We start from the raw sequence: 14954 nt of genomic DNA on the forward strand, positions 1-14954 counted from the left end.
GGCACCCGCTCGGGGGACTCCCGGGAACCAACCGGTTCCCGGGGATGGACGCCTGTGTCCTCGGGTCCGCGCGCCCGCCGTCGAACACGGCGGCTCCGGTCCCGTCCGCACCCCCTGGAGGTACCCGTGGACAGCGCCGACGGATGGGGAGACGACGTCTACCAGCCCGACGGATCCGAGGTACAGGACGACGCGGGGCTGCTCGACGCCGAGGACACACTGGTCACGGACGGTGTGAGTGACCCCCTGGACCGCGGCTGGTCGCCGCCGGATCGGCCGTGGGCGGTGGAGCACAGCGGGGTGACCGCCTCGGAGCGCCGTGCGGGCGAGACCCTGGATCAGCGCCTCGCCGACGAGCTGCCCGACATCGCCGGATCCGACGGCGACGGCATCGGCGACTGCGAGGGCACCGACGGAGAGCCCATCGACAACGAGGTGGGCGCCCTCCGCTCGGGCCGTCTGGTGGCGCCGAACGAAGGCGCGCACGAGGACGAGGAGAGCGGGCTCATCGCCACGGACATCGGCATCGACGGTGCCGCGGCCTCGGCGGAGGAGGCCGCTATGCACATCGTCGACGAGGACGCCGTGTCCGGCTGACCAGTACGCCTCCCGCTTCTTTCCCAAGAAGGAGTCGCCATGCAGCAGGACAAGCAGCCCGACTACCGCCCCGTGGTGTTCCGCGACCGTGCCGCCGGCTACGCGTTCCTCACGCGCTCCACCGCCACGAGCGACCGGACCATCGACTGGGACGACGGCGAGACCTACCCGGTCGTGGACGTCGAGATCTCCTCCGAGAGCCACCCCTTCTACACCGGCAAGGCCCGCACAGTGGACTCCGAGGGCCGCATCGCCCAGTTCGAGCGGCGCTTCGGAGGCGGAGAGCAGGGGTCCGGCGGGGACAACGCCGGCTGACCGAGCCGGGCGCCCTTCGCCGAGCCGAAGGCGCCCGCACGGCCGCGAAGGAGCCGCGCGCCGCTGATGCGGCCCGGGCGGCGCCGGACTCAGATGAAGTTCAGCGCGGCCGCGCAGCCTACGGCGCCCAGCACCATGAACACCGGCGTCAGCACCTTGAGCTCGACCCAGCTCCCCGCGCGGAAACGCATCGCCTTGGGCGGGCCTATCGGATACCAGCGCTTGCGGCCGACCGGGATGGGCCACAGGATCGGGCAGCCCGACACCGTGAGCGCGTCCCCGATGTCGTGCACCAGGGCGCCGAGGATGATCGGCAGTCCGAGCCACAGGTACTCCTGGCCCGGCGCGGAGAACAGCCAGTCCGCGCCGTTGCCCGGCTTGTCCAGGGTCTGCGCGAGGATCCACGAGCTCGTCGCGGCGAGCAGCCAGACCAGGACGTTGCTGCTCGAACCGCGGGCGGCCCGCCACAGCAGGCCCTCGATGGCGAGCACCATGTGCACGAAGAGGATGCCGAGGACGGCCCAGCGACCGCAGGTGATCGCCAGCACGGCCGTGCCCGATCCGAGCGCCACCGCCCACACCCAGGTGTGCGTCAGTGTGCGGTGACCGCCGCTGCGCCGGGGGTCGCCCGGCTTGCGGGTCCCCTTGTAGGCGGCGTAGGACAGCTTGTCGACGATCTCGCACAGCCTGCGTGACACCGGTCCGAAGGCATTGGAGATCGTGGCGGCCTTGTGGTCCAGGTCCGGGGCGAGAGCTGCGCCGGCGCAGATCAGGGCGCCGACGAGCAGGACCGGCCAGGGCATGGCATGGCCGGTCGCGGCGGCCGCCGCTCCGACGCCGAGCCAGGCCGCGGCCCCCGACAGTGAGTGTGCTGGTCCCATCATGGCCGTTCCCCGCCCCATTTCTCTTGCAACGCTGTCCAGTTGCCCGTGCACGCTGACGCGTCACCGGCGCCACAGCGTAGCGGTCGTGATCTTCCCGCGAACATCCGATTCCCCCATCACGTGTATCGACAGGCAAGATGGGGGCGTGACCCTTATCGATCAGCTCCCGCAGACCACAGACCCCGACGCCCTCTACGAAGCCTTCGAGTCGTGGGCCGGGGAACGCGGTCTCACCCTCTACCCCCACCAGGAGGAGGCGCTGATCGAGGTTGTCTCGGGTGCGAACGTGATCGTCTCGACACCCACCGGCTCGGGCAAGAGCATGATCGCCGCGGGCGCGCACTTCGCCGCGCTCGCCCGGGACGAGGTCACTTTCTACACGGCGCCGATCAAGGCACTCGTCTCGGAGAAGTTCTTCGAGCTGTGCAAGATGTTCGGCACCGAGAACGTCGGCATGCTCACCGGCGACGCCTCCGTGAACGCCGACGCCCCGGTCATCTGCTGCACCGCCGAGGTCCTCGCGTCCATCGCCCTGCGGGACGGCAAGCACGCCGACGTCGGTCAGGTCGTCATGGACGAGTTCCACTTCTACGCCGAGGGCGACCGGGGCTGGGCATGGCAGATCCCGATCCTGGAACTTCCGCAGGCGCAGTTCATCCTGATGTCGGCGACGCTCGGCGACGTCGCGATGTTCGAGAAGGACCTCACGCGCCGCACCGGCCGCCCGACGGCGGTGGTCCGCTCGGCGACCCGGCCCGTCCCGCTCTCCTACGAGTACGTGCTCACTCCGCTGACGGAGACGCTCACCGAACTGCTCGCCACGAAGCAGGCCCCGGTCTACATCGTGCACTTCACCCAGGCACAGGCCGTGGAGCGCGCGCAGGCGCTGATGAGCATCAACATGTGCACGCGCGAGGAGAAGGACCAGATCGCCGAGCTCATCGGCAACTTCCGGTTCACGACCAAGTTCGGCCGCAACCTCTCCCGTTACGTACGCCACGGCATCGGTGTGCACCACGCCGGCATGCTGCCCAAGTACCGGCGGCTCGTGGAGAAGCTGGCCCAGGCCGGTCTCCTGAAGGTCATCTGCGGCACGGACACTCTGGGTGTGGGTGTCAACGTCCCCATCCGCACGGTGCTGTTCACCGCGCTGACGAAGTACGACGGGACGCGGGTGCGCACGCTGCGCGCCCGTGAGTTCCACCAGATCGCCGGCCGGGCCGGGCGCGCGGGCTTCGACACGGCGGGCTACGTCGTCGCTCAGGCGCCGGAGCACGTCATCGAGAACGAGAAGTCGCTCGCCAAGGCGGGCGACGACCCGAAGAAGCGCCGCAAGGTGGTACGCAAGAAGGCTCCCGAGGGCTTCGTGGGCTGGACGGACAGCACCTTCGAGAAGCTGATCGCCTCCGATCCCGAGCCGCTGACCTCGCGCTTCCGCGTCACGCACACCATGCTGCTCTCGGTGATCGCACGCCCCGGCAACGCCTTCGACGCGATGCGGCATCTCCTCGAGGACAACCACGAGCCGCGCAAGCAGCAGTTGCGGCACATCCGCCGGGCCATCGCGATCTACCGTTCGCTCCTCGACGGCGGCATCGTCGAGAAGCTCGACGAGCCGGACCCGACGGGCCGCATCGTGCGGCTGACCGTCGATCTCCAGCAGAACTTCGCGCTCAACCAGCCTCTGTCGACGTTCGCGCTCGCCGCCTTCGACCTGCTGGACCCCGATTCCCCGTCGTACGCCCTGGACATGGTGTCCGTCGTGGAGTCCACGCTGGACGAACCGCGGCAGATCCTCGCGGCCCAGCAGAACAAGGCCCGTGGCGAGGCCGTGGCCGCGATGAAGTCCGACGGCGTCGAGTACGAGGAGCGCATGGAGCGGCTCCAGGAGGTGACGTACCCCAAGCCTCTGGAGGAACTGCTCTTCCACGCGTACAACACCTACCGCAAGAGCCATCCGTGGGTCGGCGACCACCCGCTGTCGCCGAAGTCCGTCATCCGTGACATGTACGAACGGGCCATGTCCTTCACCGAGTTCGTCTCCTTCTACGAGCTCGCCCGCACCGAGGGCATCGTCCTGCGCTACCTGGCCAGCGCCTACAAGGCCCTCGAGCACACCGTCCCGGACGACCTCAAGTCCGAGGACCTGGAGGACCTGATCGCCTGGCTGGGCGAGCTGGTGCGCCAGGTCGACTCCAGCCTGCTCGACGAATGGGAACAGCTCGCCAACCCCGAGGTGATGACGGCCGAGGAGGCGCAGGAGAGGGCCGACCAGGTCAAGCCGGTCACCTCGAACGCCCGGGCCTTCCGTGTCCTCGTCCGCAACGCGATGTTCCGCAGGGTCGAGCTGGCCGCTCTGGACAACGTCGACGAACTCGGCGAGATGGACGGAGAATCCGGCTGGGACGCCGACGCGTGGGGCGAGGCGATGGACAAGTACTGGGACGAGTACGAGGACCTCGGTACCGGCCCCGACGCCCGTGGCCCCAAGCTGCTCTCGATCGTGGAGGAGCCGCAGAACGGTCTGTGGCGCGTCCGTCAGACCTTCGCCGACCCGAACGGCGACCACGACTGGGGCATCAGCGCGGAGGTCGACCTCACGGCCTCGGACGCCGAGGGCCGTGCCATCGTCAAGGTCACCGACGTCGGACAGCTCTGAGTACAGGAGAACCCCACCGATGACGAACCCGGCCGAGAGGCTCGTCGACCTGCTCGACCTGGAGCAGATCGAGGTCAACATCTTCCGCGGCCGCAGCCCGCAGGAGTCGCTGCAGCGCGTCTTCGGCGGCCAGGTGGCGGGCCAGGCGCTGGTCGCCGCGGGCCGCACCACGGAGGGCGACCGGCCGGTGCACTCGTTGCACGCGTACTTCCTGCGTCCGGGCCGGCCGGGCGTCCCGATCGTGTACCAGGTCGAACGGGTGCGGGACGGGCGGTCGTTCACCACGCGCCGCGTCACCGCCGTGCAGCAGGGCCGCACGATCTTCAATCTGACCGCCTCCTTTCACAAGCCCGAGGAAGGGAGCTTCGAGCACCAGCTGCCGCCGGCCCGCGAGGTGCCGGACCCCGAGTCCCTGCCGACGGTGACGCAGGAGATCAAGGAGCATCTGGGCGCTCTGCCCGAAACGCTGGAACGCATGGCGCGGCGCCAGCCGTTCGACATCCGCTACGTGGACCGGCTGCGCTGGACGCCCGAGGAGGTCAAGGGCGCCGAGCCCCGTAGTGCCGTGTGGATGCGCGCCGTCGGGCCGCTGGGCGACGACCCGCTCGTGCACACCTGCGCTCTCACCTACGCGAGCGACATGACTCTGCTGGACGCCGTCCGCATCCCGGTGGAACCGCTGTGGGGTCCGCGCGGTTTCGACATGGCGTCGCTGGACCACGCCATGTGGTTCCACCGGCCGTTCCGCGCGGACGAGTGGTTCCTGTACGACCAGAAGTCGCCGATCGCGACGGGTGGCCGCGGCCTGGCCCGCGGGCGCATCTACGACCTCGAAGGGCGCCTGCTCGTCTCGGTCGTGCAGGAGGGACTGTTCAGAGCCCTGTAGGCGGACTCGTCCGGGCTCCTGCGACGCAGCCATGCGAGCAGCCTCCGCGACCGTGCGGACTCCGGCCGTGTGAGCGGGGCGTTCGCGGCGGCCAGGCGGCGCCGTTCGGCGCGCGGGGAACCGGCGGGTGAGGTCCGGGCGGCCGACGGTGGAGCCCCGGTCGGCCGACTTGCCGATGACGCGGGCGCCGGGACCGGCGCCTCGACGGTCGGAACATCCGGTGCCGGGCGGGGCGCGGGACGGACTTCCCTGGCTTCCATCACGCTCTGTCCCAGGTCGACCCTCAGCCAGCCGATCTCGTCCGGGTGGTCCGCCGTCGTGATGCGTTCGTTGATCCGAGCGCCGGGCGAGTCGGGAGCCGCCCGGGAAACAGGCGCGGGCATAAGACGGTTGAGGTGCGCGCGCTCGTAGGGATCCTTGACGATCTCGGCCACGTGGACGGGGTCGAGCAGGGACGCCACCGCCGCGGCACGGGCCCAGGGATCCTCGGACTGCCGCAGCAGGAACCCCAGGTGACGGCCACGCCAGTTGCGGGGACGAAGGTCCAGGCCTTCGCCCAACTGGTCCCGGAGGCCTTCCGGTGTGCGGCCGCTCAGCAGCGGCGCGTTCTGCTCGTCGGCCGCGAACTGCCGTAGCTCCTCGGCGAGGTAGAGCCAGACGACCACCCTGTAGCGGTTGAGATAGAACTTGACCGGCCCGACGAGTCCCAGGCGGGCGAGGCGTGCGAACCGGGCGGTCGTCACGCCGACGAGGGCGGCGCCCTCCGTGGTGCCGACGGCTTGGACCCGCTCGCGCAGCGTCTCCGGGAAGCCGGCTTCGGCTCGCACCCGGTCGATCTCCGCGCGTGCGATCCGGCGTCCCCCGCCTCCCTCGTCGGGAACCGAGCGCACACAGCCGAGTTGCAGGGCCAGGTCGAATTCGCCTCGCCTGAGTTCCAGTTCGCGTGCGGCCCTGCTGAGCGAGACGGTGGCGGACTGCGTGATGGTGGTCGCGGACATGACGGTCTCCCCTGTGGTGTCGGAGGCTCGCGCCGGTGTGCGTTCGCCTCGGGAAAAACCGTATCCGGCTTGTCGGACATCGTGGCGGGCCTGTGGAAAACCTCAGCCACGGCGACGTATCAGCAGGTCAGAAGTCTGAAGCAGGCTTGCCCTCCGGTTGCCGCGCGTCCACGCGAAGGTGTTCGCCGACGCGGTTCACGAGCAACGTCATCTCGTAGGCGACCTGCCCGATGTCCGCCTCCGCCCCGCTGAGGACGGACAGACAACTGCCCGAGCCGGCCGCGGTGACGAAGAGAACCGCGTCGTCGAACTCGACCATCGTCTGCCGTACCTGACCCGCGCCGAAATGGCGGCCGGAGCCCTTGGCCAGGCTGTGCAGTCCCGACGAGACCGCGGCGAGGTGTTCCGCGTCCTCGCGTCGGAGTCCCGTGCTCGCGCCCGTCACCAGCCCGTCGTTGGACAGCACCAACGCATGCCGAACGTGCTCGACGCGCTCGGTGAGGTCGTCCAGCAACCAGCCGAGTCCCGTGTTCTGTTCCATGATCCGGTCTCCCCGTGTGCTGTTCCCCCTGGCCGGAGGATTCGACCAGCAAGCCTTCCCCACTGCCGCCGTCCGGGCAAGGCGCATGAGCGGCATGGCAGAGAAGATGGCCGACGAGCGGGCGCGAACGGTGGTACCGCGGGCAGGCCCTGCGACGGTGGCGGGGGGCGGGGCTGTGCCGATGCGACGGCGGGCGCTCTCAGCCGACGGATTCGAGCAGTCGGGCGGTGTACACCCGGCCCGCGTACTCCACGAGCCGGATCAGCACCTCCTTCCCGGAGTCGCGGTCACGGGCGTCACAAAGGACCACGGGCGTACCTCGGTCGAGGTCGAGGGCGCGGGAGACGTCCTGGGTCCCGTGCGCGCGAGCGCCCGGGAAGCAGTTGACGGCCACCACGAAGGGAATCCGGCGGTGCTCGAAGTAGTCCACCGCGGGGAAACAGTCCTCGAGACGTCGGGTGTCGGCAAGGACGACAGCGCCCAGAGCTCCCGTCGACAGTTCGTCCCACAGGAACCAGAACCGGTCCTGGCCGGGTGTTCCGAAGAGATAGAGCGAGAGCCCCGCACGGATGGTGATGCGTCCGAAGTCCATGGCCACTGTGGTGGTGATCTTCTGGGCCACGCCGTCGGTCTCGTCGACGGAACGACCGGCCTCGCTCAGCAGTTCCTCGGTGCGCAGCGGCCGGATCTCGCTGACCGCACCCACCAGGGTGGTCTTCCCGACGCCGAACCCGCCGGCGACCAGTATCTTCAGCGCCATGGCGGTCGGGTCACCACCCGTGGCGTCGGAATTCTCGGAGACCATGAATCACTTCTCTCGGGAGTGCCGGCGACGACCGGCGTCGATGCGTGTGTACGGGCGAGCGAAGCCAGCATCATGACAACTACGACCTGGCCAGGCGGGGGTTGGACCACAGATTGCCCCTCGCGACCGGAACGCGCGCGTTCTGTGTCCAGGAGTGAGCGTGAACGGCCGTGACGCCGATCGATGTGGATCGCCTAGAGCGCCCTCAGCCCCTCGATCACCTCGCGGAGGATTCGCTCGTCGGGCAGGTGCGCGGGCGGAACCGGGCGGTGGACGGTGACACAGCCGCGTTCCAGGAGGTCGCCCAGAAGGACCCTGACCACGCCCACCGGAAGTCCGGTGCCCGCGGCCAGTTCGGCGACCGACAGGGTCTCGGCACGGCACAGTTCGATCATGGTCCGGTGCTCCGGGCCGAGCGAGGTGTCCTCATCGGCTTCTGGCGCCGCCCCGTCGAGCGTGACCAGGGCGATCAGATCGAAGTGCGTCCCGGCCGGACCGGCTGTGGTGCGGCCGCCCGTCACGGCGTAGGGCCGGACGAGCGGGCCCGCCTCCTGGTCGTACCATTGGCTGCCCGGCCATGCCGGGGTGCCCGGCGCGTCCTCGGTCATCTGTGCGGGCCGTCCTCGGTCATCCTGCCGCGGGCGGCTGTGCGCCGACCCGGGGCGGGGCGTGGAGATGCTCGCCGACACGCTTGACCAGGAGCGCCATCTCGTACGCCACGAGGCCGACGTCGGCAGTGACCGTGGTCAGGACGGCGAGGCACGAGCCGTCCCCCGCGGCGGCCACGAACAGGAAGCCCTCGTCCATCTCCACCATCGTCTGGCGCACCCCGCCCGCGCCGAAGTGGCGGCCCGCCCCCTTGGCCAGGCTGTGGAATCCGGAGGCGACGGCCGCGAGGTGTTCGGCGTCCTCGCGCCGCAGGGCCGTGGACGCGCCCACCGCGAGTCCGTCGTTCGACAGCACCACGGCGTGCCGTACTTCGGTCACGCGCAGCACCATGTCGTCCAGCAGCCAGTCGAGTTCACCGGACCGCTGAACGCTGTCCGTGCTCGGGTCCTGGATCATGAGGCGTCTCCTTCACTGCTGTCAGTGCCCTTTGCGGGGCCTGGAGTTGCGCCGACGCCGGGTGACCGGCCACCGCCCCGTGCCCAGCCGGCCCGGTACGCGGTCATGCGGGCGCGTACGAGTTCGGGTGTGCGCTCGTCGTCCGACGGAGACACAGGGAGTTCCGCCGGCTCGTCGGAACGCTGTTCGCGCAATTGGGGAGCGAGGTTCGCCTGGCGCACCCTGCGGGGAAGTCCGCCGGAGCCTCCGGTGTCCTCCTCGGGTCGTCGCGGGCGGAGGAGCGCGACGTCCGAAAGAGCGGGCTTCTTCGTACCGTTCGCCGGGGGCGGTGTCCCCGGCGATCCATTCGTCCGTTCCTCAGAGGCTCTCGGTCGCGGGGGGACCAGTGCGGGCCTCTCGGTGGCGGCTTCGACGGCGTCGGGTTCCGGAGCGACCGGCACGCGCGCGTACTCCCTTTCCGGCGTCGGCCCGTCCACGTCGGCCTCACGGAGGGAACGTTCCATCGGACCGCCCTGGAGCAGTGCCGTGGGCAGCAGCACGACCGCGGTCGTCCCTCCGTAGGGAGAGGCCTGCAGGTGCACCTTGATGCCGTGCCGGGCCGAGAGCCGGCTCACCACGAAGAGGCCCAGCCGGTCGCTGTCGTACAGGTCGAGGGCTTCGGACCGCTCGATTCGGAGGTTGGCCTCCGCGATCCGGTCCTTGCCCATGCCCAGTCCCCGGTCCTCGATCTCGATCGCGTAGCCGTTCGCGACCGGTTCGCCGGTGATCCGCACGCGCGTGTGCGGCGGGGAGAACTGCGCGGCGTTCTCGACGAGTTCCGCCAGCAGATGGGTGAGGTCGGCGACCGTTCCGCCGACGACGGCCGCCTCGGGGAGCTGCCGTACCTCCACGCGCGCGTAGTCCTCGATCTCGGAGACCGCCGCCCGGACCACGTTCGTGAGCGAGACGGGCCTGCGCCACGCCCGTCCGGGCGCGGCTCCGGAAAGGATGATGAGGCTCTCCGCGTGACGTCGCATCCGCGTGGTGAGGTGGTCGAGGCGGAACAGGTCGCTGAGCTCGTCAGGGTCTTCGGACCTGCGCTCCATGGCGTCCAGGAGGTTCAACTGGCGGTGCACGAGGACCTGGCTGCGCCGGGCCAGGTTGACGAACACCCCGGAGATGCCTCCGGCCAGCTCCGCGCGTTCGACCGCGGCACTCAGCGCGGCCCTGTGCACGGTGTTCAGGGCCTGGGCGACCTGTCCGGTCTCGTCCTCGGAGCGCAGACCTGGCGGTGCCTCGTCGTCGACGTCCACCGGCTCGCCCGCGCGCAGCCTGCGCATGGCTTCGGGGAGCTTCCTGCGGGCGATGTCCAGAGCGCCGTCGCGCAGCCCTACGAGTTCGACCACGAGGTCGCGTCCGATGCGTACGGAGATGATCAGCGAGGCGATGACGGCGGCGAGGCCGAAGAGGACCGCGGCGCCGGCGGGGGTGAGCAGGGCGCGCCCGAGCGGGTCGGTCGCGTCGTCCGCGGACACGCGACCCGCGTCGGCCTCGACCGTACGCATTCCGTCGCTGACCCGCTCGTGAGCGATGCTCCAGGCGGCCTCCGGCGCGGCGTCGAGTGCCTTGGGCCCGGGGCGCGAGAGGAGCACCTTGTCCTCGACGGCGCGCACGTCGTCGTACGCGCTCCCCTCCACGAGATCGTTCCAGGCGGTCCGTTCGGGCCCGTCGAGGTCCGGTGTCGCGGCGTCCGTGAGGGTGCGGCGCGTGTCCACGGCGCCCGTGAACAGTCGTAGCCGCTCACCGTCGAGGGTCCCGGCGAGCCGGGCGCCGCCGAGCACGGCGTCCTCCTGGGCGAGCGCCTCCCCCGCCCGGGAGAATTCGAGGAGGACACGTGCGTCCGTGCGCATGGCAGTGCCGGAGATGCCGGTGAGCGCGCCTTCGACGCCGAACGCCGTCGAAATGGTCCTGGTGTACTCGCCGTACGCCTCCTCCCATCCGGTGCGGCGCTCCCGTACACCGATGCGCAGTGACCTCAGTCGATCCGCGTCGGCGACGAAGGCGGCGAGGCGCCCGGTGACTCCGTCGGGCAGGTCCGCGCCGTCGGCGACGGTGTTGTGGTCTCCCAGGCGGAGCTTCGCCACGGCGCGGTCGGTGAGTCGTGAGAGGCCCTCGAAGTCGCCCGGCGACACGGCGGCGGGGTCGGTCGCGTAGCGGACGGCCTCCGCCCGCTCGGCCTGGAGCGCGGCGACCGCGACGTCGACAGGGGCACGGACCATGGAGTCCACGCGCTGCGACTGCCGCAGCCGTGCGACGTCCTGAGCCGTGCTCACGGTGGCGTAGGCCCACAGAGCGAGCAACGAGACGATGGGCACCATCAACAGGCTGACGATCTTGGCCCGGACGGTTCGGGGCCGGATGCCCCACCGTCCCGCGCGCGTGAGCCCTTCGGGCGAAGGCCCGGCGAGGAGGTCACCGATGTCCCCCTCGTCCGCCGGTGGGCCCGCGTGCGCCCGGCGGCCGCGCCGCGGGGGCGACGGCTGGGCGCCTGCTGTGGTGGTCCTGCGGGGTGTACGCATGGCCTCCTCGATCGGAGAGGGTCGGGGGTGTGCCGTCCGGGCCGCGGGGCTGCGGCACCGGCGTCAGCGGGCGACGCCCTCGACCGGCCGCCGGGCCGTCGCGGACGCTTCGGCTCGGCCGGACATCGGGGACAGCGCGACGAAGGCCGCTGTCAGGAAGAGGTAGGAACCGAGGCCGACGGCGAGAGGGAAGATGAACTGCATCGCCGTGGCGCCCGACAGCGCGTCGCTCGAGGGGCTGACGCGTACGCTCACGGCCATCATTCCGGTGTAGTGCATGCTGCTCACCGCACCGCCCATGACGAGGGAGGCGATGGCGACGGCCACGGGAGATCTGATGGAGAGCGCGGCCCACAGGGCGGCGGTCGCCGCGATCACGCCGATCACGACGGAGAGGGCGACGAGCGCCGGGTCGTAGCGCACCTGGCCGTGCAGCCGCAGTGCCGCCATCCCCAGATAGTGCATGCTCGCGATGCCGAATCCGGCGGTGAGGCCGCCGAGGACGAGTGCGCGGCGCCGGTCACGGCCGTAGGCGACGGCGAAGAGCCCCGCGCCGACGACGGTCATCGCGATCAGCAGGCTGAAGATCGTCAGAGGCACGTTGTAGCGGATCTCCGTGCCGGTGACACCGAAGCCCAGCATCGCCACGAAGTGCATCGTCCAGATGCCCGTACCGAGCGCGGAGGCCGCCGTGAGCAGCCAGTTGCGGCGCGACCGGCCGCCGGCGTCGAGTCCGCGGACGGTGCAGCGCAGCCCCAGTGCCGACCCTGTGCAGGCCATTGCGTACGACAGTACGGGGGTCAGCCAGCCGAAGGCGGCGTGGTCCAGGTGTCCCATGGCCCCGGGACGCTAGTGCGCACTGGGGCGTACAACGGGGGCGCGTTTCGAAAGCTGATGCAAACTGGCGAAGAGGTGCGACCGAGCGATCGCCTGAGGCTCGAACGTGTGCGCCGCGCCGTCCTTCGTGTCGGTGAGAGATCATGCGGCGCATGAGCGACGACCACACACACGTCCAGGAGTTCTTCGGTGCGCGTGCCGCCGACTGGGACAGCCGTTTCCCCGATGACGGTCCCGCCTACGCGGACGCCGTGGCGCGCATGCGGCTCCGCGCGGGTGACCGCGTGCTCGACGCGGGCTGTGGCACAGGGCGTGCCCTGCCCCCGCTGCGAGCGGCCGTGGGCGGCACCGGGGTGGTCGTCGGAGCCGATCTGACTCCGGCCATGCTGGAGGCCGCCGTCCGGGCCGGACGGGACCGGGAAGGGCGGCTGCTGCTGGCAGATGTCACCGCGCTGCCGCTGCGCGACCAGTCGCTGGACGCGGTGTTCGCGGCCGGGCTCGTCGCGCACCTGCCGAACCCGGCCGAGAATCTGGTGGAGTTGGCCCGGGTGGTACGGCCCGGTGGCACACTCGCCTTCTTCCACCCCATCGGCCGGGCCGCGCTCGCGGCCCGGCACGGCCGTCGGGTCACTCCGGACGACTTGCGCGCCGAACACAACCTGGGGCCCCTGCTGGCCGGTTCGGGCTGGGCCATGTCCTCGTACGTGGACGAGGACGCCCGCTTCCTCGCGCTGGCCGTACGCCAGGGATGAGCGTCGCCCCTTCGGGAATGAACGTCAGCGCTTCGCCGGGGATGGCCGTCGGCCAGTCGCCGCGGATGAGCACCCGGCCTTTGCCAGGTGAGCACCGACCGGATCCGGTGATCGACCGTCAGGCCGTGCCTGCGACGGCCGCCGCGAACGCGTCGGGGTTGTCGAACATGATGTTGTGTCCGGCACCCGGCACGTTCACGACACGCACCCCTGCCGCTTCCAGGCCGTCGGCGTCCGGGAGTTCGCCACTGAGCTCGCCCTGAAGATACAGGCGCTCCATCTTCAGCTCTACAAGCATCTGACGCATCGTCGGAGTGGTGCCCCGGGCGAGTCCTGTCGCCGAGCGGTGCAGGGCGCGTGGATCGGCGAGGCGCATGGTCGCGGCCCAGAGGTGGCCGACCTTTGCGAGCACGCGCGCGTGACCGCCGTTCTCGACGTAGTCGTCTTCCTTGTAGGAGGCGATGCCGCTGCTGCCCGCGGTGACCGGAGGCCGCGGATCGAGGTTGGCCTCCACGAGGACGAGCCGTGAGACGAGCTCAGGGCGGCGATGGGCGAGCACGACGGCCACCGAGCCGCCCATGCTGTGCGCGACGAGTTCCGCTCCGGCGACGTGCGCGGCGTCCAGGGCTGCCGCCAGAGCCGTGGCGTGGTCCTCCAAGGTGTAGCCGAAGCCGGCGGGCCGGTCGCTGATGCCGTGACCGGGCAGGTCGACGAACAGGGTGCGGCGGCCCGCCAGTTCGGGCCGGGCCGCGATGTGGGCGTTGTAGACCGTCGAGGCCGACCCCAGGCCGTGCACGTACACCCGCGCGGGGCCACCGCCCGCCGCCTCCGTCCAGCGGATCATGCTCCCCCTACCGTCGAACTCCGCCTGCCGCATAGCGCTCTCCCCTGTCGCCGTTCCTTCGTTTTCCCCAGCTCCAGGAGCATACATCGGTTCCGATGTATTGATGGAGCGATGTACAACGCCGATGCGACAGAATGACGGCATGCTGGAGCTGGCCATCCTTGGATTTCTGTACGACGCCCCGTTGCACGGCTACGAGCTGCGCAAGCGCATCACCGCGCTGACGGGGCATGTGAAGCCGGTTGCGGAGAGCACGCTGTATCCCGCGATCAAGCGGCTGGAGAACGCACAGCTCCTGGAACGGGCCACACAGCCCGGCTCCGTCGCCGCCCCCCGTCACGTCCTGACCCTCACCGAGGAGGGCGGACGCGAACTGCGCCGCAGGCTCGCGGAACCGGCGCGGCGGGACATCACCGACGAGAACCGCTGGTTCACGGTGCTCGCCTTCCTCCGACATCTGCCGGACCCCGAGGCGCAGGCCGCCGTGCTGCGCCGCAGGCTGGCCTTCCTGGAGGAGCCCGCGAGCTTCTTCTACGACGGCGACCGACCGCTCCGGGCCGAGGAGCTGGACGACCCCTTCCGGCGCGGCATCCTGACCATCGCGCGGGCGACCAGCCAGGCCGAACTGGACTGGCTGCGGACCACCCTCGGCTCACTCGACGCGGCGGGCCGCTGACACGAGATCCGGTTTCACCGGGCCGCCCCTCTTCTGCCGTCACAGCTCCATCTCTACGTTGGGTAGCGTCAACCGCACGATCAGCGATGGCGCAGGGGATGGTGACCGGATGACCGGCATATTCGGCAGGCTCCGCTCGATCGGGCGCAGGACCACGGCCGGGCGGCCCGAGAGGGGACACGGGAGACGGCCGGCAAAGAGAGAAAACGCACATACAACCTGTTCGAGGCGGCCGCGGTATACGTGGCCGCATGCGCGGAGGACGACCAGGAACAGATCGACGAGGCAGCCGCCTGGGTGTCACCGGAAGCCCTGTCGTTCGGGGTCAACGAGCTGGCCTGCCGGGCTGTTGTCGCCCTCGCCCGCGAACGCGACGAGTTGCCGCAGGCGGTCGCCCGCACTCTGCTCGGACTGCCCGCGGCCTGACCAAGCGGACCCGCGAGGGCGTTTCGCCCCTGTCCAGCCGGATAGCTGCAGCTCCGCACGGGTTTCGGGACCGTGACAAGCGCCTTCCCGTCGCTTAGGGTGCGCCGACAG

16 protein-coding genes are annotated in these 14954 nt (G+C 70.5%); 7 read left to right on the forward strand and 9 right to left on the reverse strand.

The window, feature by feature from the left end; genetic code table 11:
- Positions 1 to 126: 126 nt before the first annotated feature.
- Entirely contained in the window at positions 127 to 597 is a 471-nt protein-coding gene (locus ACWEBX_RS02510; RefSeq protein ID WP_355770243.1) for a DUF5709 domain-containing protein, read from the forward strand.
- A 39-nt stretch (positions 598 to 636) separates the two neighbouring features.
- Positions 637 to 912 (forward strand): type B 50S ribosomal protein L31, encoded by a 276-nt coding sequence (locus ACWEBX_RS02515; protein ID WP_451883048.1) that lies wholly within the window; start codon positions 637 to 639, stop codon positions 910 to 912.
- Between the two features lie 89 nt (positions 913 to 1001).
- On the opposite strand, the gene ACWEBX_RS02520 is transcribed toward ACWEBX_RS02515, so the two are convergent.
- Positions 1002 to 1796, reverse strand: coding sequence for a metal-dependent hydrolase (locus ACWEBX_RS02520; protein WP_451883049.1), 795 nt, complete (start codon positions 1794 to 1796; stop codon positions 1002 to 1004).
- Positions 1797 to 1941: 145 nt separating this feature from the next.
- On the opposite strand from ACWEBX_RS02520, the gene ACWEBX_RS02525 reads away from it, so the two are divergent.
- Complete coding sequence (locus tag ACWEBX_RS02525; protein ID WP_451883050.1) at positions 1942 to 4455, forward strand: DEAD/DEAH box helicase; 2514 nt, start codon at positions 1942 to 1944, stop codon at positions 4453 to 4455.
- 19 nt (positions 4456 to 4474) lie between these two features.
- A complete protein-coding gene (locus ACWEBX_RS02530; protein ID WP_451883051.1) occupies positions 4475 to 5341 on the forward strand; it encodes an acyl-CoA thioesterase in 867 nt (288 codons plus the stop codon).
- On the opposite strand, the gene ACWEBX_RS02535 is transcribed toward ACWEBX_RS02530, so the two are convergent.
- The 7 genes from ACWEBX_RS02535 to ACWEBX_RS02565 all read right to left on the reverse strand — a co-directional run bounded on the left by ACWEBX_RS02535 (position 5278) and on the right by ACWEBX_RS02565 (position 12145).
- A complete protein-coding gene (locus tag ACWEBX_RS02535; protein ID WP_451883052.1) occupies positions 5278 to 6339 on the reverse strand; it encodes a DUF6397 family protein in 1062 nt (353 codons plus the stop codon). The genes ACWEBX_RS02530 and ACWEBX_RS02535 overlap by 64 nt on opposite strands.
- Before the next feature lie 127 nt (positions 6340 to 6466).
- Positions 6467 to 6880: a roadblock/LC7 domain-containing protein gene (locus ACWEBX_RS02540; protein ID WP_389837189.1), complete on the reverse strand. Its 414-nt coding sequence runs from the start codon at positions 6878 to 6880 to the stop codon at positions 6467 to 6469.
- 199 nt (positions 6881 to 7079) lie between these two features.
- Complete coding sequence (locus ACWEBX_RS02545) at positions 7080 to 7685, reverse strand: GTP-binding protein (protein ID WP_451883053.1); 606 nt, start codon at positions 7683 to 7685, stop codon at positions 7080 to 7082.
- Positions 7686 to 7879: 194 nt separating this feature from the next.
- Positions 7880 to 8293 (reverse strand): DUF742 domain-containing protein, encoded by a 414-nt coding sequence (locus ACWEBX_RS02550; protein WP_451883054.1) that lies wholly within the window; start codon positions 8291 to 8293, stop codon positions 7880 to 7882.
- Positions 8294 to 8312: 19 nt separating this feature from the next.
- Positions 8313 to 8750, reverse strand: coding sequence for a roadblock/LC7 domain-containing protein (locus tag ACWEBX_RS02555; protein WP_451883055.1), 438 nt, complete (start codon positions 8748 to 8750; stop codon positions 8313 to 8315).
- Positions 8747 to 11308, reverse strand: a complete 2562-nt coding sequence (locus tag ACWEBX_RS02560) for a nitrate- and nitrite sensing domain-containing protein (RefSeq protein ID WP_451883056.1) — start codon at positions 11306 to 11308, stop codon at positions 8747 to 8749. Before ACWEBX_RS02560 ends, ACWEBX_RS02555 begins: the two co-directional genes overlap by 4 nt.
- 63 nt (positions 11309 to 11371) lie before the next feature.
- On the reverse strand, positions 11372 to 12145 hold the full coding sequence (locus tag ACWEBX_RS02565; RefSeq protein WP_451883057.1) for an MHYT domain-containing protein: 774 nt from the start codon (positions 12143 to 12145) through the stop codon (positions 11372 to 11374).
- A 152-nt stretch (positions 12146 to 12297) separates the two neighbouring features.
- Between ACWEBX_RS02565 and ACWEBX_RS02570 the strand changes: the two genes are divergently transcribed.
- Positions 12298 to 12897, forward strand: a complete 600-nt coding sequence (locus ACWEBX_RS02570) for a class I SAM-dependent methyltransferase (RefSeq protein WP_451883058.1) — start codon at positions 12298 to 12300, stop codon at positions 12895 to 12897.
- 118 nt (positions 12898 to 13015) lie between these two features.
- On the opposite strand, the gene ACWEBX_RS02575 is transcribed toward ACWEBX_RS02570, so the two are convergent.
- On the reverse strand, positions 13016 to 13774 hold the full coding sequence (locus ACWEBX_RS02575; RefSeq protein ID WP_451883059.1) for an alpha/beta fold hydrolase: 759 nt from the start codon (positions 13772 to 13774) through the stop codon (positions 13016 to 13018).
- A gap of 109 nt (positions 13775 to 13883) precedes the next feature.
- On the opposite strand from ACWEBX_RS02575, the gene ACWEBX_RS02580 reads away from it, so the two are divergent.
- Together ACWEBX_RS02580 and ACWEBX_RS02585 are read left to right on the forward strand one after the other, a co-directional pair.
- On the forward strand, positions 13884 to 14417 hold the full coding sequence (locus ACWEBX_RS02580; protein ID WP_451883138.1) for a PadR family transcriptional regulator: 534 nt from the start codon (positions 13884 to 13886) through the stop codon (positions 14415 to 14417).
- Between the two features lie 120 nt (positions 14418 to 14537).
- Positions 14538 to 14843 (forward strand): hypothetical protein, encoded by a 306-nt coding sequence (locus ACWEBX_RS02585; protein WP_451883139.1) that lies wholly within the window; start codon positions 14538 to 14540, stop codon positions 14841 to 14843.
- The last annotated feature ends 111 nt before the right edge of the window (positions 14844 to 14954 follow it).

This window comes from Streptomyces sp. NPDC005070, assembly GCF_053600395.1.